Below are 24,546 nucleotides of genomic sequence, written 5' to 3' on the forward strand. Positions count from 1 at the left end.
ATCTGAAAGGACAAGGGGAGTCTCTGTGAGCCCCCTTGGTCCCTCCCTCATTTCCGCTAAAACTGTGCATTCAAAGCTGGACTGCCCATGTCTTTCTTGTTATTTGCGGGTTTGGACCTTGTCCCATTCTTTATCAAGCGTGCTCAAGTAGTTATCGACATTTTTCTTCTGCAGGAACTCCTGGACGATCTTGTCCACCTTCATGGCAGAAGGGATACGGTGGTCAGCAAAGTCAACCAGGGATCCGCTGTCGAACGCCGGTTTCAGCTCCGCCAGGCTTGGATCGTCTTGTGTTACGCCCTGCACCGCGGAGAATTGTTTTTGTTCATCGATATAGGCTTTGATGTTCTCCGGCTGAAGCAAAAATTCCACAAATTTGGCCGCTTCTGCAGAATGCTTCGAGGATTTGGATACTGTCAGAAGAGTGTCAACAGCGGAAATCAATTTGTTCTTGGCCGGATCATTGGTTGCCGGGAACACGAAGGAGCCAAGCTCCACGTTCGGATTTGCTTTTTTGATCTCAGGAATCGCCCATACGCCTTGCAGGTACATCGCGGATTCGCCCTTGGCGAAAGCGGCGTTGCCGTCAGCATAGCCCTTGCCGAAGTTGTCCTTATGGCCGAACTCAACCAGCTTCAATTGTTTTTCTGCCACTTCTTTGTAGCCCTGCGCGAAAGTCGTCGTTCCGGCTGTACGGTCGTCCATAAACTTGTCACCCGGAATATTCGAGGCTAGAGCATTAAACATCGGAAGCGTGGTCCAGGAATCTTTAAAGGTGAAATAGAACGGAATCTTGCCTGCGTCTTTCACTTTTTGGGCGGTTGCCACAAACTCGTCCCATGTTTTCGGTACAGTCAGTCCCAGTTCCTTGAACATCGCTTTGTTGTAGAGGACGCCGTTCGCGTTGGCTGCGAAAGGCAGGCCGTTCAATTCGGCTGTGCCGCCCTGCTTTTTGACCATATCAAGGTAAGCGGGTTGAATGTTTTTGGCGAGTGCATCGTTGGAGAAGTCTTTGAAGGTCCCGTTTTTAGCGAGCTGGGTAAAAGTATCCACCGCGCCGATTCCGACTACGTCGGGAACGTCATTTTTGGAAACTCTTGTCTTGAGAACGGTTTCCGCATCGGGCGGATTCACTTGTACCACATTGATGTTAGGGTTTGCGTCATTGAATTTTTTGATCAGCTTGTCAAAAGTGCCCTTTGCTTCCGTCTTGTTTTGGAAAAACTCGACCTTCACTTTGCCGCTTGCAGAGCTGTCTTTCGAGCTTCCCTGTTCTCCCGCTTGTTTAGTAGAACCGCATCCTGCCGCTACGAGAGAGACAGTCATAACACCCGCCATTACAGGCATCCATTTTCTCAACATGGTAAATCCCCCTAAGATTATTTTTAGTAGAAAAAGTAAACGTTTACTCTGAGGATAAAAAAATAATGGCCCGTCGAATTCCTTTATTCCTCGCAACACCTCCGCCGCAAAGTTTTCCATATTATGTTAATCTTGAAAAAAAGAGTAAACGTTTACGTTAAGGTGAAAAAAATCAGCGGATGGCTTGGACCGTTTGTCTTTCCACCACCGAGTGCGGCAGGATCGTCCCCCCGACAAGCTCCCGTCCCTCGATGAGGGCGATCAGCTTCTGCGATGCATTGCTTCCCATTTCAAAAAGCGGCTGTGCAACGGTCGTAAGAGGCGGAATCGCCATTTCGGCAAGTTTTAGGTTGTCGTATCCGATGATCGACAGTTGATCCGGTACCCGGATGTTCCGTCTGGCTGCCGCGGAAAGCGCGCCTAAAGCCATTTCGTCGCTGGCGGCAAACAACGCCGTAAAGCCGGGAGCGGTGTCGAGCAGAGTTTCCATAGCCAAACGTCCGCTCTGAAAGCGAAAATCGCCGTACACCAGCCGTTCCGGCACAGGATCGATCCCGTGATCCCGCAGTGCCTGCAAATAACCTTCCACCCTCGTCGTACCTGCGATGATGTCATCCTTCGTTCCGCTGATCATCGCGATTTCTCTGTGTCCTTGGCGGATCAGATATTCCACCGCATGGTAAGAGGCCTGTCTGTCATCGACCTTCACATAAGGCACCGAGTAACGATGGGATAAGGAGGAAATGAGCACAAAGGGAGTCCTCATATCCTGAAGCGTACGGTAATATTCTTCCTTCAGCGGCTCGCTGACGAGAAGAATTCCGTCCACCTGCTTTTCCCTCAGTACCTGCAGGTAGTTCATCGTCCGTTTGCCATCTTCATCCGTGTTGCAAACGATTACACTGTAGCCGTGAAGTTGGGCAAAATCTTCAACCCCGGACAGCACTTCGGAAGCAAAGGAGCCGGACAGGTCGGGAACGAGTACGCCGATGGTTTCGGTGCGTTTGTTGACCAGACCGCGTGCGATTGCGTTGGGCTGGTAGCCCAGCTCCCGGATGGCTTGCATCACTTTCTGACGGGTCTTGTCCGAATAGCCTGTCAGGTTGTTCAGTATTCTGGAAACGGTTGCAACGGAGACATCGGCTTTCTTGGCCACATCTTTGATCGTTGGGTTCATAACGATTCCTTCTTTAAACACTTGTTATACTGCAGATTGAAGCTTAGTAAAAGGAAGTTACGTAAACGTTTACCTGAATTATAACCGCTTCCAAATTATATGTCAACGCTTTCTTAACTTAAATGCTTACGCAAATTGTTATTACCTGCAGTTTCCACCCTATGTTTTTGGTTGTACTCCGGGATGTCTTCCCGTTCACTGACTATTTCCCGGTTATTGCCCGGAATTAACGAACTGTGATTCCGTAAATTCCGGGCAAAACGCTAGTCTGGACAGGTAAATAGCCTATTTTCCAAAAATAGCGGAAATGAATTCCGTTATTCTTACGCGGGGATTTTCGAAATCTTCATGGAAAATGGGGAAGTCCTTCAAGAATTTCATGCTCACTATCATCCCAATGAAGCTCCGGAAGATGTGAGCCAATTCGATCCGTGGAACTTTCATGTACTACAGACGATTGGTGATAAAGATGGTCACAGGGTAGCTGGAATAGTTAAGCCGGATCCTCCGGGGGTTCCGTTTTGCGGATAAAAAAGGATAGCGCGAATGCGACGACCGTCAACATCGTGGCCACATAAAACGCGTCATTGATCCCGAGCACCATGCTTTCGTTCGCCGCCGGCGCCATTCGGGCATGATCATCCAACGGGATGTGTTGCGCCGCCGCGATCTCCTTAAGATGCGCAGCCGCTTTACTCGTCATGATGGAGACGAAAAAAGCCATGCCGACGGCACCGGCTACCATGCGCAGCGTATTCACCATTGCGTTGCCGTACCGGTTCAAGGTGCGGGGCAAAGCATTCAATCCGGCAGTAAAAATGGGCATCATCAGAATCGACATGCCGAACATGCGGGCGGTAAATATAGAAGTGACATAGGTGAAGGATGTCGTAATTGCCAGACGCGAGAGCTCATAAGTGGTGATTACCGTGATAAACAGGCCGACGACGGCCAGCCATCTCGCACCGATTTTATCGAACAATCTTCCCGTAATGGGGGACATGACCCCCATAATAATGCCGCCCGGAAAAAGCGTGAGTCCCGACATTAGAGGCGTAAATCCGCGAACATGCTGCATATACAGAGGCATCAGGATCATGCCGGAGAACAAGGCCATCGTCACGATGACGTTGATGATCGTCGTCAGCGTAAACATGGGATACCGAAAAATGCGAAATTCCAGAATCGGATGTCTCACCGCCAATTGGCGCCAAATAAACAAGAGTAACGCGAGCCCGCCTGCAGTGAACGCTGCGACTACAGTTGTGCTGCCCCAACCGGCAGTCCCTACGGTAGCAAAGGCATATAACAATCCGCCGAAACCGATCGTGGAAAGAATGACGCCCGCCACATCCAGTTTGGGACGTGCGGTCTCCGAAATATTTTTCACCAAAAAGATGGCGACGACCAAATTGAAAAAGGCGATGGGAAAAATGATGAAGAACAGGACCCGCCAAGAGTAGGTTTGCACGGTCCATCCCGATAAAGTGGGGCCAATCGCAGGCGCAAAATTCAAGGCCACTCCCAGCATTCCCATCGCCGCGCCGCGCTTGTCCGGAGGATAAAGGGTGAAGATCACATGGGTAATGAGCGGAAAAAGAATGCCCGCGCCCGCGGCTTGCACGATACGGCCCACCAGGAGGACCGGGAAATTCGCCGCCAGGCTGCAAATGAGCGTCCCCGCCGCGAAAAGTGCCATGGAGGTTATGTATAACTGGCGGGTCGTGAACCGCTCCAACAGAAATGCGGTGATGGGGATGACAATTCCATTCACCAGCATAAAAGCCGTCGTTAACCAGTTGGCGGTAACGGCCGAGATTTTTAAATGGTCCATTATTTGCGGAAGCGCGATGTTGATCAACGTTTGGTTTAGAAAAGCGACAAACGCTCCCACAAACATCACGCCGAAAATCGGACCTGAGCGCAAGGTTGCCTGAGTCAGTGCTTGAGTATTCATTTTGAGTTTGGCTCTCCCTGCCTATTTGGATAAACTATCTTTCAGTTCAAACGCACCTGTCCCATATGATGATTTTAACGGGCTCGTTCATTATTATTCCTCATCATGGTAGAGGTCTTTGCGGCGGACGAGCTCCATTTCTACAGCACCTTCAAACAACTCGCGCTCCCGCCGATTAACCGTTTCTTTGGATGGGGGATTTCTGAACGGTGCCTTTGGGATCCGGATATCCCGACTATTTTCACTTGATCGCTCATACTGTATTTTGTGTTGGTTAATCCATTTATATACAGCCTTATATGAAACTTTAAAGCGCTCGGCTACTTCTTGTACCGTATAATAATCCTCTTTCTCCGAAAGGGATTCTGTCGCCAATTGGTGCGCGAGAATCCGTCGCCTGCCGCGGAGATGGGGAATCCCCTTACGGGGTGTACCTTTCCCGGTCGTTGCTGATTTTTATGCTATTCAATGACCAGGCAGAGGTCGATCTTTGGAATCAGAGGCAGCACCCGGGCTATAAACCTGGATCCATGGCCGTGTTAAACGATGACCGATCAATATATGCCTTTTCCGGCCTCCTCAAATGCGGAAGATGCGGCAAGGCGATGGTAGGGTTTAGCCGCGGTGCGAGATTTTACCGATGCACTGCCGGGCGAATGCCGGTACATGCAAGATGCCGGCCATTCATTCCGGAAGGCTAGAGCAAGCTATGCTGAACAGCCAAAAGGAAAACCGGCACCTGGTCGCTACAATATGCCGGTCATTTTAGAACTGGTGCCCCGTCAATCAAAATCATACCTCTGCTCTTTCCACGGATCGCCGTACATATGGTACCCGTTCCGCTCCCAAAAGCCCGGCCTGTCCTTCTCCATAAACTCGATCCCGCGCAGCCACTTGGCGCTTTTCCAGAAGTAGAGATGCGGCACGACCATCCTGACCGGGTAGCCGTGCTCGGGGCTCAGAAGCTCTCCATTATGCTTGATCCCGAAGAAACTCGTCTCCGCCAGAAAGTCCTCCAAAGGCAGATTGGTGTCCCAGCCCTGCTCGGCGTGGAGCATCACATACTTGGCCTCCGGCTTCAGCTTGACCCGCTCCATGACGGTGGATACCGCAACGCCTTCCCATACATTGTCCAGCTTCGACCAAGTGGTCACGCAGTGAATGTCGTTGGCAAACTCCCGGCGCGGCAGCGACATCATTTCTTTATACGATATCGACACTTCTTCATCGACTAGGCCGAAAATCCGCAAATCCCATTTGCCCATATCCCTGTAATAGGGGACATCCCCGTAATGCAGCACCGGAAACCCCTGTGTCAAAGTCTGTCCGGGCGGCACTCTGTCCTGCGTGTCTTTGCCTTGATTCAACATCATTCGCTTCCTCCTCTGCGCTTTATTTTTCCCCCATACTTTACCATGCTTTTGCCCAAAAACAAAGCTACCTGGAGCGCGCGAGAAAGATCGGCCGTCCGGCAAAAGAAAGGATCAGCAGCAGCAGCCCGATACCGAGCGATACCCCATATGTCTGGATTTCCAGCGGCATGTCCTTTAATGCCTTGTACAGCCAGCCTCCCAGGATCGGCCCCAAAAATGCGGCAAACCCGGTCAAAGCGGCGTAAACGGCAAGATACATGGGACGCTCGCTTTTGGGAGTATCCCCTATAATGTAATTAAACACCAATTGATTGAATCCGCCGGTCCCCACCCCCAGCAGCACATGCGCCAAAGTCAGCACGACAAAAGCCGGAAGCACCGCCATGGCCCCCCACACCGCGCAGGAGAGCGCAATAATCGGCAGAGTCCAGAAGAGCAGTGTCTGCGAGGAATATTTGGCGTTCAAATTTCCCCACACGTAGTAACCAATCATCATGACCACCGTTTGCACGACCGTGTAGATGGATACCCATTGATAGCCGATTTTCATCACGTCGAGCATGACATAACTGAACAGCGGAACCGCGACACCTTGGAGAAACAGCCAGACTGAGAGGAACAGGATCGTTTTTAAAAAAGAGGAATCCGCAAACGGCTTTCCAAGCATCATGAAAAAGCGCCCGCTCTCGGATTTTTCAAACGGAAGATTGGGGTAATACCAGTAGGCCACGACATTGATGACTGTACACACCGCGCACACTGCAAACAGGATCGAGAAGCCGTCCCCTTTCGGATAATGGTCCAGAATTTGGCCGCCCGCGTACAATGCCAGAGCCCCCGCCGCAAAATGCACGGTATTCCTTATTCCGAAATATTTGCCCATGACCTTGTTCGGCACCATATCGCTGATTAGCGAGGACCAGAGGATCCCTCCCGTCGCGTTGCATAGATGCGCCAGCGTATAAACCAGTATATAAACCGGCACCCACCAATCCTTCGGAACCAGGAAAGGAATTAGGCCCGTCCCGGTCCACAGAATCCGAAACAGAGTTCCGAAAATAAGCAGGGCGTACCGGCGGTTCGTAACCTTTTGCATAAAATAGGCGATGAAAATCTGTGCTACGTTAACTAAAGTGGTGATCGCAAGCACGATACCGATCTGCTGGGCGCTTGCCCCCAAATAAATCAGGTAACCCGTAAGGAACGGGCCCCCTAACAGCTGCTGGATAATGATGGCAGGGAAGCCTTCCAATAAAGCCACCCATAAATATCTCCTGGTATCGGACATCCCCCTTCCGGCCAGCCTCCTGATCGTTGTTCTGCGTTGTAAATTCATTCGTATTTAGCCTCTCATTGTTGATTTATTGAAAATTTCTTCTAACCTGGCAGCGCTTATGTTAAAATAGATTCATCTGTGCTTAAACTGACCAATAGAACCATCATTTGGGGGAACTGAATCACATGTCCAAACGCCGTATGCTGCTGTCACTTGGGTCACTCGTTTTCATTGTTGTACTTGCACTCGCCATCGTCTATCAATCCAGCACCCTGCTGTACCTGGCAAGCGTCATTCCATTATTGATCGTCCCTTTCCTGCCCGACCTTCAGGCACATCAATATCTTAAGCCAAACCGGCCCAAAGGAAAAGCAAAAATTATTCGGCTCGGAGGAACGGTTCCCTCGGATTCCGACCTTCTGGTCATTACTTTTGAGCCGGGAGCCATAAAGTGGAACAAAAAGCTTCTATATGTTTCCGTTGAGGACATTCCTGCTTTCGATAAATTGGTCTCTGAAGACAAAACAATTTCTATACCCGTCCTTCAGCATGATCTGGTTCCTCATCCCCGCCGCAGAAATTTCTTCGGTATTCTACTCGACCAAGTTAAGGCCAGAACCGCAGGTCAAAGCTATCCAGTCGACAAAGTGAGCCGGTTTACCATCCGTATGGTCGATTTGCAGCAATTTATCGGTCCGAGCGCCCCTTTTATCCCTTCGCAAAACAAAGGAATGCAGGCTTAATCGCTTGCATTCCTTTTGTATATCCACTCCATTGAACTACGATCCGAGCACCTTCTTACCGCGGGGACGCGTACCCTTAGCGTCAGGCTCAAGAGTTACTCCGATCGCTTCAAATGCAGCTCCTTTCTTGATCGGGTAGGTCAGTACTCCGGTGCCTTGGCTATCGACCAGCAGGGTACCACAATTGTAACGCTTGCCGTCATGCATAAGCCAAACCTGATACGCCTCATCTCCGCTTGTCTTGGAGAGTCCCTAACAAAATCACCCTTCGGATGAATTAAGACAGAACCTGTTTATCAGGACAGAGACTTGTCTTGTTCATACATTTAACTTATAATCAGAGACAAGTGACGAAGAACGTCCCATTCCATTCTGACGAGTGGAAGCGGGACGTTTTCTGTTTTTCTGGGGGGATGAGAGAGTTGACTTTTGAAGAAGCGTACGGCACATTTATCCGGCATCAGCTCGAAAGCAGGACGGGGGAGCGCCGGGGCCGGCTGGAGAGGGGGCATCGGCATGGTGAATCGCTGTTTTTAAGCAATGTCTGGTGGCCGCTGCGGGGAAGTTTCGAAGATCTTCATCCGGAGTACGAAGTGCTCGATTGGCGGGGCAGATCTTATTTTGCCGATTTTGCTTGGCTGCCGGGATTCGTGAAGCTTTTATTTGAAATCAAAGGCTTCGCCACGCATGTACGGGACATGGACCGGCAAAAATACTGTAACGAGTTGAACCGCGAAACGTTCCTTCACGCCATGGGATATAACGTTATTTCCTTCGCTTACGACGACGTCGAACAGCGGCCCGATCTGTGCATGACATTGCTGCGCACAGTGCTGAGCCGGTATCAACCCGGCCAGATGCCAGTCTCGCGGGCACTGCTTGCCGAGAAAGAAATCATACGTCTTGCGATTCAACTCGGTGGGCCCATCCGGCCGAAGGATGTAGAGCGTCATTTTGAGATTGATCATAGGACGGCGGTCCTGATGCTGAAGAAGTTATGTGAAAAGGGCTGGCTCCTGCCTTCCGTGCGCGGCAACGGCGAAAGGGTTGTCCGGTATGTGCTGGCCCGAGGCACACTGGATTACTTTGATTAACGGGAAAACATACTGTTATTGCTCAGTTTGATTGCCTTGGTAGCCATATAAGTGGAAAATGTGCAGTTAATTCCATCCATTCCGGAGAATTATTAGAATAACCGTTAATTTTGATGGAGGTTTTCCAGTTATATGCATCTCCTACGATAACGAAGTCAATTTAGATGGAGGATTTCCCTTTAATTTTTCCCAACCCGCAGTTCTACCGGTGCCCCTGCCGGTTCTGCCGGTGCCGGTGCCGTTCTCCCGTGCCGTGCCGGTTCTGCCGGTGCCGGTGCCGTTCTCCCGTGCCGTGCCGGTTCTGCCGGTGACGGTGCCGTTCTCCCGTGCCGGTGCGACGACAGGTCTATTGTTCGCCGCAGATGAGTCGGGCTAAAGTCCGGACGATCACGCCGGTTCCGCCCTTCGGGTCGACGCCCCGCTCTCCCCACAGCCATGCCGTGCCTCCCGTATCCAGGTGAATCCACGGAGTGTCTTCGGCGAATTCGCCGATGAACAAGCCCGCCGTTATGCTGCCGGCCCAGCGCTTCGCAGTGGCGTTCTTGATATCCGCCACGTCGCTCCGCAGCATCTCCCGGTATTCCGGATAATTCGGAAACGGCCATACCTTCTCGCCGGCGTCTTTGGCCGCAGCGAGCAGCTCGGCGAGAAACGCCTCGTCGTTGGTGACCGCACCGGTCGCCACGTCCGCGAATGACACCAGCACCGCGCCGGTCAAAGTGGCGACGTCAATAATCCGGCTTGCACCCAGCCGCTTGGCGTAGGTTACTCCATCGGCCAGCACGATGCGGCCTTCTGCATCCGTGTTCAACACTTCGACGGTCCTGCCGCTTAACGTCGGGATTACGTCCCCGGGCTTCAATGCGCCTCCCGACGGCATATTCTCCGCGGACGGGATTACAACCAGAATATTCTGCCGAGGCTTCAACCTCCCGACGATCTCCATAAAACCGAGCAGCGTCGCGGCGCCTCCCATATCGCTGATCATCTCTTCCATGCCTTCCGGCTGCTTCATGGAAATCCCGCCTGTGTCGAACGTAATGCCTTTGCCGACCAAGCCCCAAACATCCTCCCACTCAGGCTTGCCCTGGTATTTCAGCGTAATCATACGCGGCGGATTGACGCTGCCTTTTCCTACGTGGTACAGGCCGCCCATGCCTTCGGCATCGATGGCCCGCTCATCCAGGATCTCGACTCCGAACCCGTGACGCTCAGCTAACTTGGCCGCCTCCTGCGCCAAATTCTCGGGTACGAGCAAATTGCCGGGAGCGTTCGTAAGATCCCGGGCGTAGTTGGTTCCGTCGGCGAAGCACTCGGCTCTTTCAATTCCTCTCAGAATCCACTGAGAATGCGCCTGCGCGGCCGGAGCCGTTATGTATGCGTAAGTAATATCGCTTATGGCATGCGATTGAACTTGATCCTTGCGGTAGCTGCGAATCCGGTACTGGCCCAATAGCAGCCCTTCCGACAGCAGGGCCGCCTGGTCGTCCGACTGGAGCGGACGCGCAGGATCAGAGTCAATCAACACGACAGCGCTGCCGATCTTCCTGGTCCACATCGCTCTCGCGATATACACGCCGGCATCTCTATAATTCGAGGCGTTCCCTTCCCCCACTCCTGCGAGAATCAAATAGGAATACGGCAACATGCCCAATGCAGGCAGCAGCTCCACTTGGCCTGGCAGCCCTGTGTATAAACCCTGGCTTACAAGCCGGCTGATTTCCGCATCCAACGCGGGATGAATCCAGCTTGCTCTGCCCGTTTCGGTCGAACACAGGGGCAGTACCAAAGCATCCGCCTTGGCCGGCGGCTGCAGCAGCTCCCGGATTTCGTTCAAGGGCGCGGCAGAGAATGAAATATTATAAGCATTCATAAAAAGCTAATCTCCTTAATCGTTCATTACGCCAATTCCGCTGCTGTATTCATAATCACCTGCCGCATAGGCAGGTGGTAAGGGCACTTCTGCTCGCAGAGAGGCGTTTCCTTGCATGGCTCGTAATCCGCGCAGGATACTATTTTATCCTTTTGGTCTTTATAAAATCCCTGGCCTTTGGGAAGCAGGCCGAAGGTCCTGCGGAACTCGCTGGAAATCATAATATCCGGTATCTTAACGCCAAGCGGACAGGAGCAGTAATTGCAGCGTCTGCAGTTGTGCTTGCCCAATTCCGCAGCCAACTGCTCCAGCTCGGCTCGCTCCTCCTCTTCCACTTCAGTCGCCATTGCAGCCAGGTTCATCTTGACTTCTTCCACGCTGACCATGCCCGAAATCAGCACATGCACGTCTTGGCTGTAAGGGTACCGGATCGCTTTCTCAATGGATGGAATAAATCCGCCGGAAAGCGGTTTCATTGCGGTTTTAGCCATTCCCAGCGAGCTTGCCATCGGTATCAATTCTTTCAGCGCGAACGGCTGGGCCAAATTCAAATGGAACAGCACTTGGTCGAACTGCCCTTTGCTGACCCATTCGGCCAACAGATCCGGCCGGTGCCCGGTGATGCCGATGAAGCGGACTTTTCCTTCGCGCTTTGCTTCCAGGGCAGCCTGATAAGCGCCATTTTCCTCCATCGCGGAATTATATTCCTCTACTGTATTGACATAATGGATTTGCAATAAATCCACGTAATCGGTCTTCATCCGGGTCAGGCTGCGCTCGATCTCTTCTTTGGCGGCAGTGTAATCCCTTTTGTTAGTCTTGGTGGCCAGAAAGTACTCTCCCCTCCGGTAGGAAATGCTGTCGCCGATGATCTCCTCGCTGTTGCGGTAGCCCGCAGCCGTATCGATGTAGTTGATTCCTTGGTCCAGCGCGTAATTGAGCGCCGCTTTGGCCTGCTCGAACGGGACGCCTGGCAGATTCATGGCCCCGAAACCGAGCGATGACGCAGAAAATCCCGTTTTGCCGAATGTCGTGTATCTCATGTCCGCTCTCCTTCCATCCACCATGTTCTTTCCCATTGTAAACCAAAAAAGCCGGGTCTGCCATATCCTTCGACAGCGGCTTGAAGTTAAATTTCAAAGCATGATTCTAGCAAAAATCAGTGCCGCCGACCGGCAGATAAACGTGGAATTCCGTGCCCTTATCGAGTTCGCTTTCGACCTTAATCGTGCCGCTGTGATTTTTAATGATGCGGTAGCACACGGACAAGCCAAGCCCCGTCCCTTCCTTCTTCGTAGTGAAAAAGGGATCGAACAGCTTGCTGAGCGTCTTCTTGTCCATCCCGCTCCCGTTGTCTTGTATACTGATCACGACACAGGCATCGACCCTCTTGACACGAGCCCAGATCATTCCCTTGCGGTATAAAGTGTGGGTGGTTATCGCTTCAAGCGCATTCTTCAGCAAATTGAGTATCACCTGCTTGATCTGTTTGACATCCACGTGGAAAGTAATGGAGGGATCGATGGGCTCGACTACAATCTCGCATCCTTTCAGCAGGGCCTCGCTCTCGCATAAAAGGGCCGCTTCCTGAATGAGCTCGGCCACCTGGATCTTCTTCCTTGAAGGCGCCGTTGGTTTGGAAGAATTGAGAAACTCATATATGATGTCGTTCGCCCGGTCGATCTCGCTGATGATGATTTTGGCGTAATCTTCCTTGCCCAAATGTTTAAGGTCCGGCTCCAGGAGCTGAATAAAGCCGCGGATGGAAGTGAGGGGATTGCGGATCTCATGGGCGATGGAAGCGGCGATCTTCCCGAGCATGGCCAGCTTGTCGTTGTGGTAAACGGATTGCTCGATCTGTTTAAACTCCGTGACGTCCTTGACACTGATCAAAATTTCGCCGTCAAGCTCCTCACCGTAAGTAGCCGTGACAAAAAAGTGCCGTCCCTTGTCATCCATGATCTCTTTGTAAGGCGAGCGGTACAAATACATCTCTCTATACATTCGGTGGATTTGTTTCCGCAGCATTTTCGGCAGCACCCGCAATCTGATCAGCTTCTTTATAGACCTCCCCACGATTTCCGTTCTGGGCACTCGGAGCTGCTGCGCCAATCTCATATTTGCAAAAGTAATAAATCCCTCCTCATTGATCAAAGCGATTCCGCAGTCCATATACTGGAGAATGTTTTCGTATTTATTTTTGACGTTCAATAACGATTGATGACAGCTTTCCGAATGCTCTTGATATAAGTCCCTTTTCGTTTTCGACAAAAATAATCTCCTCCTGAACCTCTGCTTCTACCTGCAGGTTGGGGATACTTTGCAATTTGCCGGCTAGGTCGAAGTGAAATCGTCCAAAAAAGTCCGGTCACACGAATTTATACACCGTCTGTTAATTTTACCATAATATGGACTTTACTTCGAGATAATTATTTATGCCTCCTCTGACCGGGATGATAGTAAAAAAGCCTGTACGAACAGAGATTTCTCTGTGCATACAAGCATTGCGACAAAAGTATAAGGAAGCTAGTCCCCCGATCTCTCATTGCGATGATCAGTGGAATGCTGCCCCTCGTTCGAGGAGCCGGGTTGGGTGCGTGGAGAGTTCTCCTGCTGCTTTCTCTTGCTGTCTTCATTTTGGCGTTCATTCTCATTTTTGATATCTTCCCGTTTATTGCGGTCTTCCTGCTTACTGCTCTCTTCCTTCTTCTTCATATCGTCTTTTTTCTGGTCGTACTGCTTTTTTGCCTCTCCGCGCCTGGGGTCGTTATTGTTGTTATCATTTGGTTCGTCACGCTTGCCCTTGTTTGTGCCAGGGGACTCGGTCACAGCCGGTTGTACGGGCACTACGGGTGCGGGTGTGATGGGTGCGGGTACGATTGCCGGGGGAATGTAATTTCGATAGTCGCTGCCGTTCCTGTCATTATTTTGTTTAGCGCCATTGCCGGAATTGTTATCGCTGCTGCGTTCGTAGTTGCGATCCTTATTGCTGCTATTGGATTTGGAGGAGCTCTGCTGGCCGACATTACCGCCGTTTATATTGCTCGCCGGGGCGCTGCCGATATTGTGTTTGTCAGCGGAATTGCCGCCGGTCTTGCCGTTGTTTTTGTCGCCGCTGCTGTTGTCTCTGACGTCACTTCCGTTTGTAATCCCGCTTGCCGGAGCTTTGCCGTTCTTCTGATCCCTGATCTTTTGATCCAGCTTGCCGGAAACTTCCTCCTCCAGAAGCTCTTTAAAATCCGCCTTGCCAGGGAGCCTACCGTTATGGATCAGCTGTCCGAAGTCGCTGTTTTCTTTGGCGATTTGCCGGATCGAAGTGTCTCTGAATGTCTGCAGCGGCAGCGTGGTTCCCTGGCTCTTCGCGTCCAGCCAGAGCGCGTATTTCCCTGTCGACAAGCCGTCTTCCCTGGCTTTTACCCTCAGCTCCACAGGCGCGGCAAAAGCAGTCACCACGTAGCTCGAAACTTTGTCCGGATGAGCTTTTTGAAGATGCTGCGCAACCTGATCTTTTAGCTTCGCGGCCAAAAGTGTGTCGTTCACGGCGCCGGATGAACCGACAGCGGTCGAAGCGATTACAATGTCCCCTTCGCCCCTGCCCAAAGCGCCCTGCTCCGCCTTGTCCAGAAGGAGCGAAGCGACCTCCGAAAGGGTCTTGCCTTTATACGGAATGGAGCGTATGATATCGGTCCCATCCTGATTGAGACCGTTTAATTCAAGCACATTCTCGCGGGAGTCAATCCCCATTTCCACACTGGGGTTAATGTCAATGGAAATGTACGCTACTACGGGATCCGCCGCTTGCTGCCGCTGCCCCGGCAAACTGATGGCCAGGAACAAACAGAAAATAACGGCTGCCGCGGCTGTTGTCATGACGGCAGGCAGCTTCCAGGCACGCTTCGCCGGGCTGTATGAGATTTCTTCACCTATTTCGCAGCTCTGGCCTTTGCGCGGAATCTGCTCAAAGCTTCCTTGCTGCGTCATTACAATAATCCGACGTCGCGTCATTTCCATGACGATGCCTTTACTCATGAGGTAGACTCCTTTCTTCAGTATTAACTCCCGTGTGCAAATATTCCTTAAGGTAGGGATATGGGCCGCTGTAGATGAGCGCCACGGCAATGAGATACTTGCGGTTGCGTTCCAGCGTTTTGCGAGAGACCTGCACTTTTTGCAGCAGCTCTTTAATAGGCAGCATCTTCCTGTTGTAGAGGATCCCGCTAAGTTCGGTGTCTTCCGAAATCACCCGGCCGATCTCGCTTAGAATCCTGCGGGAATCGCTATGCTTTGGCGAATTTTCCACCAGGTCCATGAAACTGATGCCGTACTCCTGCAGGGTGGCGTTAAGGTCGGAGATTTCGCTGCGCCGCTCCTCTGCTCCCTTCTGCTTCTCATACTGCTCGATCGCCTGATGGATCTCGACGGGATTGACAATCTGCTCCTCCTCGTCCTCCACATCAAAAGAGCTGTACGGAGCCTGCTGGGAAAACCGCTGCTCCTTGCGCAAATAATCGATCAGCCTGCGCCGTATCACCGTTTCGGCAAATCCCAGAAAAGACCGTCCTACCGTCGCCGAATACTGGTTGACCGCTTCGTTGAACGCGGCCAGCGCAATGCTGAACTCATCGTCCCGCGCCGGATCGATATATCTTTTGCAGAACCTGCTTGTCACTTTGGCCACATACGGTTGATAGTCCGTAATAAACTGGTTGCGCAGCTTGAGGTTCCCCTGCTGTATTCTTACGACCATCTCCTCGGGTGTTAATTTCTGTATATCATTGTTATTCGGGTGGTCCGACTGGCGCTTGCCGAGAAATTTTTGAAACAGTACCAGAAACAAACATGCCACCTCACCTAAATAGTTTCGAAGTATATGTAGAAATTACGGGGGTAAACATTTCGCCGCAATCTTCTTTTTTGGCAATGTACCGCCTTGAACAAAGCTATTATACCATATGTGTCCAGCCCACCAGCGGAAATTGTGCAAACGTGAAGATGACCTTGGACTTCTGGATGGGAAACGGGAGGATTTGCGCAAAACAGTATCCCCCAGCGGATTAATATATCTAAACCCACACCTATCCCTAAATTTAGCGAATTTACCAACTCTTTATCCATAGCGGCCGAAATCATATTTTGCTATATAACAAAAAAACGCCAACCGCATTTTGCAGTCCAGCGTCTGTCGCGCTTATTTCCCGGCCATTTTCTGCTGTTCCAGCTTTCTTCGCCTATTTCCTGGCCGTTTTCTTCTTCTCCAGCTTTCTTCTCCTGGAACTGAGCGTCGTGAGCCTCTTGATCAGCTGGTCCTTCCATTCCTCGTCATTCAGCTGTTTGGCCACACTGAGCAGGTCGAGCGCCATGTCCGTCTGGCTTTTGACCACCGCCATCGGCTCTTCGCCTTCGTGGTTCACGCAGTTCTCATACAGCGCTTCGTTGTCCTTCCCGTCCACATAGTCGAGAAAATCGACTTCAACCGCCCCGTCCCCATGCGCATATTCCGCCAAAATTTCATATTCGCTCTCGATCATATAATGGACGCGCACGTTATGGCACACCGGACAAAACACAATCGGCACATTGTGAATCTGGGTCCTTATATATTTAAGAGTCCCTTTGGTTCCTATCATACTGGCTCCGCAGCAAAAACTCATAGGATTCCCTCCATTCAATCCTTTGGTTGCTAATGTATTCTATGGCGATACGAAAGATTCCTCTTTGGCGGTCGCTTTTGCCTCAGAATATGCGCGCGTCAGCGAAAGGTGTACAAATTCTATTCATCCGGGCGTGCGCATACTTATTGGGTAGGAGTTATGCCTAACCTGATTCCAAGGAAGAGGTGAAAAGAGTGAACATGTTTCCCATCCGCTCCAAGCAAATTGCTCTTATCGGCTATGACGATCAAGCCTTAGAACTTGTCGTGCAGTATCATACCGGCCGCAGGGATTCTTTCAGCCCTATCAAAAAAGATGACTTTCATATGATTATAAACTCTACTAATGGATATGACTATATAGTAAAAATGACCAGCGCCAGACCGATAGAATTAAAATGACCTCAAGCCGCTCCAGCCAGCTGGATGCCGAGACAGAGATTGACCCTATTTTCTCAAAAAGGTACGATATACGCAAACTTATCATTAGTCCACCGATTGTTCCCCAGCCGGAATATACTTTGTAGACGGGAAGTGAATGCTTTGCCAAGACAACTCGTAATAGGAAACGGAAAATTCCTCATTAACCTTGACGGACACACGTATATGCGTGATTTATATTATCCCTATGTCGGCCAGCTGAATCATATCGGAGGCTATCACTGCCGAATCGGCATCTGGGTTGACGGCGTATTCTCTTGGCTGAGCGACAGCGAGTGGAATTTCGGGCTATCCTATCTGCAGGATTCCCTGGTGACTGAAGTCAAGGCGGCCCATCCGGGGCTTGGCATCTCTCTTGTCATAAACGATGGTATCCATCAAAGGGAAGACATTTATCTGAAGCGCGTACGCATCAACAACGAATATGGGTCGGTCCGTGAGGTGCGGATGTTTTTCAACCAGGATTTAGTCATCAACGAGACCGAAGTAGGCGATACCGCGGCTTATTATCCGGGCAACAACACCGTTTTTCATTACAAGAAGGACCGGTATTTCATGTTCAGCGGCAGCACCGGGAGTCAGGGAATCTATCAATATACTACGGGTGTAAAAAGATTCTATCAAGCCGAGGGGACCTGGAGAGACGCGGAAGACGGCCATTTGATGGGCAATCCGATCGCACAAGGCTCTGTGGATTCCACCATTTCGTTCAGGCTGTTCGTCCCGCCGTCCTCAGAGCAAACGCTGTATTATTGGATGACCGCAGGAAGAAATTTGGAAGAAGTCAAGACGCTGGATTCTTATGTGAGAGATTCGCATCCGGGCAAGCTGCTCGATCGTGTGCAAATCTACTGGCAGCGATGGGCCAATAAGGCGGCGAGAGACTATGGAGACCTGAATGAAGAGGTCGTGGGCTTGTTCAAGAAAAGCCTTCTGATCGTCCGCACCCAGACGGATGTGAACGGGGCGATTATCGCCGCCAACGACTCCGACATCATGCAGAGCAACCGGGACCATTACAGCTATATGTGGCCGAGGGACGGCGCGCTGATCGCTTACGCGATGTCGCAGGCCGGATATCACGGGATGATCGAGCCGTTCTTCCACTTTTGTGCGAATGTGCTTTCGCCCGAAGGGTATCTGCACCACAAATACAATCCGGACGGAACGGTAGGCTCCTCCTGGCATCCATACGTGCATGGGGGAAAAGAGCAGCTCCCGATCCAGGAGGATGAGACGGCGCTGGTGCTTTTCGCGCTTTGGAACGATTTCCTGATGCATGGCAATATCGAGCTCGCGCAGTCGTTATTCCGTAATCTGATCCGCAGAACGGCCCGGTTTATGTCCTCCTATATCGACCAGGAGCTGAACCTGCCGAAACCGAGCTACGACTTGTGGGAGGAACGGTACGGGATTTATACTTTTACCGCATCTGCGGTGTACGGGGGCCTCATCGCTGCGTCCAATTTCTGCTCCCTGTTCGGGGACGACGAGAGAAGCAAACGCTACAAGCATACCGCCGAAAAAATTAAAACCGGCATACTCACTCATCTTTGGGATGAGCAAGAAGGGCGGTTCGTGCGGGGACTATATATAGAGGACGGCAAATGGGCCAAAGACAAAACGCTGGAAAGCAGCGTATACGGCATTTTCGAATTCGGCGTGCTGCCCGCGGACGATGAGCGCGTCGTGAAGACGATGACCGCCAACAAGAACGGCCTTACGATCAATACCGCCGTAGGCGGTGTGGCCAGATACCATCATGATTATTATTTTCAAAAGTCCACCGATATCGCGAATGTGCCGGGAAATCCCTGGATCATCTGCACGCTGTGGATCGCGGAATGGGAAATCGAATGCGCCAAAACGTTGGCAGATCTTGACAGCCCCAGAAAAACGCTGGAGTGGGTGGTCGAGCACGCGATTGAAAGCGGCATCCTGCCTGAACAGCTCGATCCGTTCGACGGAGGCCCGGTTTCCGTAGCGCCGCTGACCTGGTCGCATGCCACTTATGTGCTGACAGTGGTGAAATATTTGAACAAGTATAAGAAGCTGCTGGCGGATTAACTCTTAATTACGCGGGGCGCTTTTTCCCAATGCGCGCCTCTCCCGGCGCCCGTTGCGGCATTGCACGGCGGGTGGTCATACGCGGGGAGACCTAATCGGGCGCTATCTAACCGAACACCGATAAAACTAAATCAAACCGAGGCGTCTTTTTGCAGACAAAATCTGCTTTTGGGATAGCCTTTTTGTTTTTTATGCATATGGTTTTGGTCACAGTAACCGCATGCATTAACAGGACCGCGGGGCTCAGCAGTTCGAGGGGCTCGTTCCCGGTGTGGGAGCGGTCAATTTTTCGGATTGGCGGCTGCGGGTTTGGTTAATTCGTTGGCTTTTTCCATATATTTGGCGATATTTACAATGAATTCATAGGTCAATCTGGCCGCATCCTGCCGGTCCGTCGTTTCTTTTGGGCGAAAGCTCAGGGTGCCGTCCTTGTTCTCGAACCCTTGCACGAAACCGATTTTGTAGGCAAGGTTCACGTATGGCTTGGACCAGTCGGACATTTTGCCCATATCCGTAAAAGGGGTATCTATTGGAAGCTTCCTCGCCATACCCTCCAGTCCGAACGCGCGTGTGAAGAACACGACGAGTTCTTCCCGGCTGACCTCAGCGTTAGGCGAAAACGCAGATGCCGCAGTGCCTTCGGCAATTCCGGCTTCCACCACTGCTCCTACATATCCTGCGTACCAAGCTTTGGGATCGATATCGGCAAATTTGGCCGCAAATGCCGGATTTTCCTTCAGACCCAGAGCCATCACCATAAGCTTGGCAAACTCTGCGCGGTTGATCGATTTAGCGGGAGCAAAAGTACCATTGGGGTATCCAGCCAAAACTTCCGCCTGGGCCAAGGCCTCAATTTCCGTCCGGGCATAAGAATCCGACAGATCCGTGAACAAAGGCTGCGCATATACGGCCGCACAAGGAAACAGCTTCAAAGTTAACAAGCAGGCGAACAAAGGGATAATAATGAGTTTACATAGAGTGCATTGAAAAATTCTGCAGCGTGCGGACATTTATTCCCTCCTATCTGCCCTCTCAGCTCTTATTGCTAAAAAGTCCGTCAAAATCCGTTATACAAGACCGGAGACAGAAGTGTCAAGCAGGAGAAATGCTCGCAAAAAAATAAAAGGCCGAACCCTGCGGCACCATACATCTCCGCCTTAAGTTCAGCCTGCCGGCACTGCCGGTCATTCTTCTTCCACTACATAAGCGGAAGCATATTTGTCCGAGTCCCACAGCTTGTCCAGCTCTGCCTCGTCGGTGAGCTCCACTTTAATCAACCAGCCCGAACCGTAAGGATCCACGTTCAGCTTAGACGGAGCGGCTGCGAGCTGCGGATTTACTTCAAGCACCTTGCCCGAGACCGGCATGACCAGCTCGGAGACCGTCTTCACGGACTCCATGTTGCCGAACGGGTCGCCCGCTTTCAGCGTGTCCCCAACCTCAGGCAGCTCGACGAATACGATCATTCCGAGCTCGTCCTGGGCGAAGTCCGTAATTCCGATGACGGCCGTCCTGCCGTTTGCTTGCACCCAATGATGGTCCTGGCTGTATTTCAATTCTTTTGGCACATCCATGAACGGCTCCTCCTTCTTAACATGCAGAATAAATCCCGCAAAGCGGCTTAAAACCTTCCAAGCATGTCCGCTGGAGCAGCTTGCTGCCAGCTCGGAAAGTTACATCTGACGCATAAAAATGCTCTGCGGGCCGCCCAAACAACATATATCTTTCTTCAAAAAAAGCTCTCCACCCTGCCTGGGCAGGCGGTAGAGAGCTTTTTCTTTCAAAGGCCAATCTTACTTCGCAGTCAAGTTAGCTTGTCCAGGCTTCCAGTTCATTGGGCACAATCCGCCGGATTGAAGCGCTTGAAGCACGCGGAGGGTTTCTTCCACGCTGCGGCCGATATCGTTATGGTTAACGACTTGATATTTCAATTCGCCTTCCGGATCGATGATGAACAATCCGCGAAGCGCAATACCTTCTTCTTCAATCAGTACGCCGTAGTCGCGGGCAACTTGATGAGTCAGGTCGGCTCCGAGCGGGAAGTTCAGCTGGCCCAGTCCGTTGTCGTCTCTGGAAGTATTGATCCATGCGCGGTGGGAATGGATGCTGTCCGTGGAAACGCCGATAATCTCGGTGTTCAGCTTGGAGAACTGGTCTGCAGCTTCGCTAAGCGCAGTAATTTCCGTAGGGCATACGAATGTAAAGTCAAGAGGATAAAAGAACAGAACGAGCCATTTGCCTTTGTAGTCGGACAGGGATGCTTTGCCGAAATCCTTGCCGTTGCCAAGAGCAGTTTCCATAGTAAAATCAGGTGCCTTCTTACCGACCAAACGATCTGCCATTGTGTAATTTCCTCCTTAATTTCATCGAATTTCACTCTTAAAATGGTAGCATTCAAAGATGTGAAAGTCAATAATTAGAATTATTATAAACAAGTAATAATTATTATTATTATAGAGGATTATGGCAAAAGATGCAATTTACCCGCTGCAAGCCTCACAAAAGAACGTCACCACGCCCCCTTCGCTCGATTGGCGGGCAAATCTTATTTAACGTGATTTCCTTCGCTTACGACGACGTCGGACAACGGCCCGAGCTGTGCGTGACATTGCTGCGCACCGTGCTGTGCCGGTATCAACCCTGCCGGATGCCAGTCTCGCGCGTATTGCTTGCCGGGAAAGAAATCATACGTCCCGCGATTCAACTGGATAGGCCGATCCAGCCTAAGGATGTAGAGCGTCATTTTGAGATTGATCACAAGACGGCGGTATTGATGTTGAAAAAGTTATGTACAAAAGGCTGGCTGCTCCCTTCTTTGCGCGTAAATGGTGAAAGGGTTGTCCGATATCTGCTCGCCCGCGGAATGCTGGATTACTTTGATTAACTGGAAAATCTCCTGATAATTGTCCTGTTTGGTTGCTTTCCTATGCAAATAGATGGAAATTCTCCCGTTAATTCAATCCATTCAGTCAAAAATTAGAATAGCCGCTGATTTAGATGGAGGTTTTCCAGTTAGATGCGCCTCTCACAATATCTAAGTCAAATTAAATAGAGGAATTCCCTTTAATTTTTCCCAACTCGCGGTTCTGCCGGCAGACGATGCACGGCGGCTGGTCAGACCGTCAGAGCAGGGGCATTTCGCTGAAGCTGAATTGATTCTAGACGATATAACTCTTGGATTCCAAAGGTGATCTTCTGGATTGGAAACGGAGGATCTGGCGATGCAAAACAACATTTCAGCGATCCACGTATCTAAATCCACACTTATTCACAAATTTATCGAATTTAGTCAACACTTATCCACAGCCGACGAAAATCATAATTCAATATTTTCAAAAAAAAGCCTTCCCCGGATCATTCTCCGCGAAAGGCTAAGGGAATTACTTCGTGATGGCGGCTACGATCAGGTCGCCCATTGCCGTCGTGCCGATGGCTTTATTCTTGTCCACGGCGATGTCGCCGGTACGGTGGCCGGCGTCAAGCACGTTCTTGACCGCGCGTTCGATGGAATCGGCCGCCTCGTGGTACCCGAACGTGAGGCGGAACATCAACGCCACGGAAAGAATCGTTGCGATCGGGTTCGCGATGCCCTGTCCCGCAATGTCCGGAGCTGAGCCGTGCACCGGCTCGTACAAGCCGAAGCTGCCCTCTCCGAGGGAAGCGGACTGCAGCATGCCGATCGAGCCGGTCAGCATGGCCGCTTCGTCGCTCAGGATGTCGCCGAACATATTCTCGGTGACGATGACGTCGAACGAGGACGGACGGCGCAGCAGCTGCATCGCACAGTTGTCGACCAGCACGTGTTCCAGCTCGACATCCGGATAATCCGCGGAGATGCGGATTACGGTCTCTCTCCACAGGCGGGAAGTTTCCAGCACGTTCGCCTTATCCACAGACGCCAGCTTCTTGCGGCGGGTGCGCGCGATTTCGAACGCCTGCCTTGCGATGCGCTCCACTTCCGACACGTTGTACACGCAGGTGTCAACGGCTTCCTCCCCGTTCGCGGATTCTCTGCGGAACTTCTCACCGAAGTAGATGCCGCCGGTCAATTCGCGGACCACGATCAGGTCCGTGCCTTCCAGCACTTCAGGCTTCAGTGTGGAGGCTTCTTTCAGGCAGTCGAACACGACAGCCGGGCGAATGTTGGAGAACAGCCCCAGCGCCTTGCGGATGCCAAGTAATCCGGTTTCCGGACGCAGTTCCTTTGGGTTGTTGTCCCATTTGGGTCCGCCTACCGCTCCCAGCAGCACAGCGTCCGCGCCTTTGCACAGCTGCAGCGTTTCTTCCGGCAGCGGCGTGCCCTTCCGGTCGATCGCAATGCCTCCGAACAGCCCATGCTCCGTTTCGAAACGATAGCCGAACAGCTCCTCCGTCTTCTTCAACACTTTCTCCGCCTCGGCAACGACCTCAGGCCCGATACCGTCCCCTGCGATGACCGCAATCTTTTTTACGTCTGCCATTATCTTGTCCACTCCTTCAACCTGTTTTCAGCGCAATAATCATATCTACATTTGTAACATAGAAACGTTATAGCTGACAAAGATATAAAATCTATGATGTTGATAGGTATTGCCTATAAAAAACCATCGAAGACCGCTCCGAGGCAGACTGTCGGTCTATTCTATTTTGCCGCTACGGAGCGGACTGTCTTCATACTCTGTTTTTACCGCGACGCAGCGGACTGTCTGCCTATTCTGTTTTTACCGCCACGTTCGGACAGTATCAGTGCTTTTTCCCGAGCCACGGTTCTACAGCTTTCTCGATTCTATTGATTTAAGCTGGATTTATATTGGTATGGAGGTTAGATAATATATGAAAAAAAGCGCAGCAATCTTATTGTTGTTTTCCACCTTGACTCTCCCTCTTGCAGGATGTAACGAGAGCAAAAGCAATACTGCCGATGCCCAAGCCAAACCGCCCGCCGATACCGGTTCTGCAACCGCTGACAACCAAAAGCCCGCAAGCGGGCAGCAGACGGATTCCGCAAAACAGCAGCAGCCAACGTCAGATGCAACTAAGCAGCAGTTATCCGAAGCCCCGAAGCCGCAAATCGATTATGCTTTTACCCGCGACAAACAGCAACCGGAGAAAGTGCTGATCAACGCAATCGCCCAAGCCAAAACCAAGCTGGATATTGCCGTCCACACTTTGTCCAATAAAGATATCGTAAGCGCCATTATCGAAGCCAAAAAACGCGGCGCTGCAGTAAGGATCATCACCGACCAGCACGAATCCAGGAACGCCGCACAGTCAAAAGAATTAAAGCTGCTGAAGGCAGCCGGAATACCGGTTAAGGAAAATACCCACAAAGGGGTCATGGACCTCAAAATCACGGTAGTGGATCAATCTGCGGTCACCACAGGGTCGTTCGATTATTCGGCAAACGCAACATCCGCCAACGATGAAGTTCTGGTCGTGATCCACGACTCCAAGGTCGCTCAGGAATGGACTTCGGAGTTCGAGAAATTGTGGAAGGACAAAACCAATTTTCAGGATTTGAAATGACGGTTCTCCCGGCACGCGGTACGGCGCT

At 51.3% G+C, this 24,546-nt stretch carries 23 protein-coding genes and 1 pseudogene; 7 read left to right on the forward strand and 17 right to left on the reverse strand.

The window, feature by feature from the left end; genetic code table 11:
- Positions 1–99: 99 nt before the first annotated feature.
- The 4 genes from ACZ5N7_RS11800 to ACZ5N7_RS11815 all read right to left on the reverse strand — a co-directional run bounded on the left by ACZ5N7_RS11800 (position 100) and on the right by ACZ5N7_RS11815 (position 4,871).
- A complete protein-coding gene (locus tag ACZ5N7_RS11800; protein ID WP_464654365.1) occupies positions 100–1,362 on the reverse strand; it encodes an ABC transporter substrate-binding protein in 1,263 nt (420 codons plus the stop codon).
- Between the two features lie 172 nt (positions 1,363–1,534).
- A complete protein-coding gene (locus ACZ5N7_RS11805; RefSeq protein ID WP_464654366.1) occupies positions 1,535–2,539 on the reverse strand; it encodes a LacI family DNA-binding transcriptional regulator in 1,005 nt (334 codons plus the stop codon).
- A 493-nt stretch (positions 2,540–3,032) separates the two neighbouring features.
- Complete coding sequence (locus ACZ5N7_RS11810) at positions 3,033–4,496, reverse strand: DHA2 family efflux MFS transporter permease subunit (protein ID WP_464654367.1); 1,464 nt, start codon at positions 4,494–4,496, stop codon at positions 3,033–3,035.
- Positions 4,497–4,589: 93 nt separating this feature from the next.
- Positions 4,590–4,871 carry a helix-turn-helix domain-containing protein gene (locus ACZ5N7_RS11815; RefSeq protein ID WP_464654368.1) on the reverse strand — a complete coding sequence of 94 codons (282 nt, stop codon included), beginning with the start codon at positions 4,869–4,871 and terminating at the stop codon, positions 4,590–4,592.
- 155 nt (positions 4,872–5,026) lie between these two features.
- On the opposite strand from ACZ5N7_RS11815, the gene ACZ5N7_RS11820 reads away from it, so the two are divergent.
- Positions 5,027–5,197 carry a recombinase zinc ribbon domain-containing protein gene (locus tag ACZ5N7_RS11820; RefSeq protein ID WP_464659248.1) on the forward strand — a complete coding sequence of 57 codons (171 nt, stop codon included), beginning with the start codon at positions 5,027–5,029 and terminating at the stop codon, positions 5,195–5,197.
- 81 nt (positions 5,198–5,278) lie between these two features.
- Here the strand turns inward: ACZ5N7_RS11820 and ACZ5N7_RS11825 are convergent, their stop codons facing one another.
- Both ACZ5N7_RS11825 and ACZ5N7_RS11830 read right to left on the reverse strand, forming a co-directional pair.
- On the reverse strand, positions 5,279–5,869 hold the full coding sequence (locus ACZ5N7_RS11825; RefSeq protein WP_464654369.1) for a sulfite oxidase-like oxidoreductase: 591 nt from the start codon (positions 5,867–5,869) through the stop codon (positions 5,279–5,281).
- A gap of 64 nt (positions 5,870–5,933) precedes the next feature.
- Positions 5,934–7,205: an MFS transporter gene (locus tag ACZ5N7_RS11830; RefSeq protein WP_464654370.1), complete on the reverse strand. Its 1,272-nt coding sequence runs from the start codon at positions 7,203–7,205 to the stop codon at positions 5,934–5,936.
- 125 nt (positions 7,206–7,330) lie between these two features.
- Here ACZ5N7_RS11830 and ACZ5N7_RS11835 point away from each other — a divergent pair, with 125 nt between their 5' ends.
- Positions 7,331–7,888: a hypothetical protein gene (locus tag ACZ5N7_RS11835; RefSeq protein ID WP_464654371.1), complete on the forward strand. Its 558-nt coding sequence runs from the start codon at positions 7,331–7,333 to the stop codon at positions 7,886–7,888.
- Between the two features lie 36 nt (positions 7,889–7,924).
- Here ACZ5N7_RS11835 and ACZ5N7_RS11840 read toward each other — a convergent pair.
- A pseudogene (locus ACZ5N7_RS11840) lies at positions 7,925–8,125 on the reverse strand (anti-sigma factor); the annotation flags it as partial.
- A 185-nt stretch (positions 8,126–8,310) separates the two neighbouring features.
- Between ACZ5N7_RS11840 and ACZ5N7_RS11845 the strand changes: the two are divergent.
- Positions 8,311–8,982, forward strand: a complete 672-nt coding sequence (locus tag ACZ5N7_RS11845) for a hypothetical protein (protein ID WP_464659250.1) — start codon at positions 8,311–8,313, stop codon at positions 8,980–8,982.
- 346 nt (positions 8,983–9,328) lie between these two features.
- Here ACZ5N7_RS11845 and ACZ5N7_RS11850 read toward each other — a convergent pair whose 3' ends face one another.
- From ACZ5N7_RS11850 to ACZ5N7_RS11875, 6 genes are all read right to left on the reverse strand, one after another.
- Complete coding sequence (locus ACZ5N7_RS11850; RefSeq protein WP_464654372.1) at positions 9,329–10,855, reverse strand: leucyl aminopeptidase; 1,527 nt, start codon at positions 10,853–10,855, stop codon at positions 9,329–9,331.
- A 26-nt stretch (positions 10,856–10,881) separates the two neighbouring features.
- Positions 10,882–11,898 (reverse strand): aldo/keto reductase, encoded by a 1,017-nt coding sequence (locus ACZ5N7_RS11855; RefSeq protein ID WP_464654373.1) that lies wholly within the window; start codon positions 11,896–11,898, stop codon positions 10,882–10,884.
- Positions 11,899–12,004: 106 nt separating this feature from the next.
- The gene (locus tag ACZ5N7_RS11860) at positions 12,005–13,126 is read right to left on the reverse strand and encodes a two-component system sensor histidine kinase NtrB (RefSeq protein WP_464654374.1); all 1,122 of its coding nucleotides are present in this window, start codon (positions 13,124–13,126) and stop codon (positions 12,005–12,007) included.
- A gap of 255 nt (positions 13,127–13,381) precedes the next feature.
- A complete protein-coding gene (locus ACZ5N7_RS11865) occupies positions 13,382–14,884 on the reverse strand; it encodes an anti-sigma factor domain-containing protein (RefSeq protein ID WP_464654375.1) in 1,503 nt (500 codons plus the stop codon).
- Positions 14,877–15,692 (reverse strand): RNA polymerase sigma factor SigI, encoded by an 816-nt coding sequence (sigI, locus tag ACZ5N7_RS11870; RefSeq protein ID WP_464654376.1) that lies wholly within the window; start codon positions 15,690–15,692, stop codon positions 14,877–14,879. The genes ACZ5N7_RS11865 and sigI overlap by 8 nt, the downstream gene beginning before the upstream one ends.
- Before the next feature lie 391 nt (positions 15,693–16,083).
- On the reverse strand, positions 16,084–16,506 hold the full coding sequence (locus ACZ5N7_RS11875) for a hypothetical protein (RefSeq protein WP_464654377.1): 423 nt from the start codon (positions 16,504–16,506) through the stop codon (positions 16,084–16,086).
- Positions 16,507–16,700: 194 nt separating this feature from the next.
- Here ACZ5N7_RS11875 and ACZ5N7_RS11880 point away from each other — a divergent pair, with 194 nt between their 5' ends.
- On the forward strand, positions 16,701–16,907 hold the full coding sequence (locus tag ACZ5N7_RS11880) for a KTSC domain-containing protein (protein ID WP_464654378.1): 207 nt from the start codon (positions 16,701–16,703) through the stop codon (positions 16,905–16,907).
- Between the two features lie 141 nt (positions 16,908–17,048).
- A complete protein-coding gene (locus tag ACZ5N7_RS11885; protein ID WP_464654379.1) occupies positions 17,049–19,013 on the forward strand; it encodes a glycoside hydrolase family 15 protein in 1,965 nt (654 codons plus the stop codon).
- 281 nt (positions 19,014–19,294) lie between these two features.
- Here the strand turns inward: ACZ5N7_RS11885 and ACZ5N7_RS11890 are convergent, their stop codons facing one another.
- From ACZ5N7_RS11890 to ACZ5N7_RS11900, 3 genes are all read right to left on the reverse strand, one after another.
- Complete coding sequence (locus ACZ5N7_RS11890; protein ID WP_464654380.1) at positions 19,295–20,023, reverse strand: S-layer homology domain-containing protein; 729 nt, start codon at positions 20,021–20,023, stop codon at positions 19,295–19,297.
- A 174-nt stretch (positions 20,024–20,197) separates the two neighbouring features.
- Complete coding sequence (gene gcvH, locus ACZ5N7_RS11895) at positions 20,198–20,587, reverse strand: glycine cleavage system protein GcvH (protein ID WP_464654381.1); 390 nt, start codon at positions 20,585–20,587, stop codon at positions 20,198–20,200.
- 219 nt (positions 20,588–20,806) lie between these two features.
- Positions 20,807–21,355, reverse strand: coding sequence for a peroxiredoxin (locus ACZ5N7_RS11900; protein ID WP_464654382.1), 549 nt, complete (start codon positions 21,353–21,355; stop codon positions 20,807–20,809).
- A 131-nt stretch (positions 21,356–21,486) separates the two neighbouring features.
- Here ACZ5N7_RS11900 and ACZ5N7_RS11905 point away from each other — a divergent pair, with 131 nt between their 5' ends.
- Positions 21,487–21,897, forward strand: a complete 411-nt coding sequence (locus tag ACZ5N7_RS11905) for a hypothetical protein (protein ID WP_464654383.1) — start codon at positions 21,487–21,489, stop codon at positions 21,895–21,897.
- A gap of 496 nt (positions 21,898–22,393) precedes the next feature.
- Here ACZ5N7_RS11905 and leuB read toward each other — a convergent pair whose 3' ends face one another.
- Entirely contained in the window at positions 22,394–23,473 is a 1,080-nt protein-coding gene (leuB, locus tag ACZ5N7_RS11910; protein ID WP_464654384.1) for a 3-isopropylmalate dehydrogenase, read from the reverse strand.
- Positions 23,474–23,825: 352 nt separating this feature from the next.
- Between leuB and ACZ5N7_RS11915 the strand changes: the two genes are divergently transcribed.
- Positions 23,826–24,518: a phospholipase D-like domain-containing protein gene (locus tag ACZ5N7_RS11915; RefSeq protein ID WP_464654385.1), complete on the forward strand. Its 693-nt coding sequence runs from the start codon at positions 23,826–23,828 to the stop codon at positions 24,516–24,518.
- The last annotated feature ends 28 nt before the right edge of the window (positions 24,519–24,546 follow it).

The organism is Paenibacillus sp. JCM 18996 (assembly GCF_055392555.1).

Bases quoted from the DNA above. Each gene is read 5' to 3' on its own strand.
- ACZ5N7_RS11805 (WP_464654366.1), bottom strand. From the start codon at position 2,539: ATGAACCCAACGATCAAAGATGTGGCCAAGAAAGCCGATGTCTCCGTT.
- ACZ5N7_RS11905 (WP_464654383.1), top strand. From the start codon at position 21,487: ATGCAATTTACCCGCTGCAAGCCTCACAAAAGAACGTCACCACGCCCC.
- ACZ5N7_RS11820 (WP_464659248.1), top strand. From the start codon at position 5,027: ATGGCCGTGTTAAACGATGACCGATCAATATATGCCTTTTCCGGCCTC.
- ACZ5N7_RS11830 (WP_464654370.1), bottom strand. From the start codon at position 7,205: ATGAATTTACAACGCAGAACAACGATCAGGAGGCTGGCCGGAAGGGGG.
- ACZ5N7_RS11800 (WP_464654365.1), bottom strand. From the start codon at position 1,362: ATGTTGAGAAAATGGATGCCTGTAATGGCGGGTGTTATGACTGTCTCT.
- ACZ5N7_RS11915 (WP_464654385.1), top strand. From the start codon at position 23,826: ATGAAAAAAAGCGCAGCAATCTTATTGTTGTTTTCCACCTTGACTCTC.
- ACZ5N7_RS11890 (WP_464654380.1), bottom strand. From the start codon at position 20,023: ATGTCCGCACGCTGCAGAATTTTTCAATGCACTCTATGTAAACTCATT.
- gcvH (WP_464654381.1), bottom strand. From the start codon at position 20,587: ATGGATGTGCCAAAAGAATTGAAATACAGCCAGGACCATCATTGGGTG.
- leuB (WP_464654384.1), bottom strand. From the start codon at position 23,473: ATGGCAGACGTAAAAAAGATTGCGGTCATCGCAGGGGACGGTATCGGG.
- ACZ5N7_RS11900 (WP_464654382.1), bottom strand. From the start codon at position 21,355: ATGGCAGATCGTTTGGTCGGTAAGAAGGCACCTGATTTTACTATGGAA.
- ACZ5N7_RS11825 (WP_464654369.1), bottom strand. From the start codon at position 5,869: ATGATGTTGAATCAAGGCAAAGACACGCAGGACAGAGTGCCGCCCGGA.
- ACZ5N7_RS11810 (WP_464654367.1), bottom strand. From the start codon at position 4,496: ATGAATACTCAAGCACTGACTCAGGCAACCTTGCGCTCAGGTCCGATT.
- ACZ5N7_RS11835 (WP_464654371.1), top strand. From the start codon at position 7,331: ATGTCCAAACGCCGTATGCTGCTGTCACTTGGGTCACTCGTTTTCATT.
- ACZ5N7_RS11855 (WP_464654373.1), bottom strand. From the start codon at position 11,898: ATGAGATACACGACATTCGGCAAAACGGGATTTTCTGCGTCATCGCTC.
- ACZ5N7_RS11865 (WP_464654375.1), bottom strand. From the start codon at position 14,884: ATGAGTAAAGGCATCGTCATGGAAATGACGCGACGTCGGATTATTGTA.
- ACZ5N7_RS11875 (WP_464654377.1), bottom strand. From the start codon at position 16,506: ATGAGTTTTTGCTGCGGAGCCAGTATGATAGGAACCAAAGGGACTCTT.
- ACZ5N7_RS11850 (WP_464654372.1), bottom strand. From the start codon at position 10,855: ATGAATGCTTATAATATTTCATTCTCTGCCGCGCCCTTGAACGAAATC.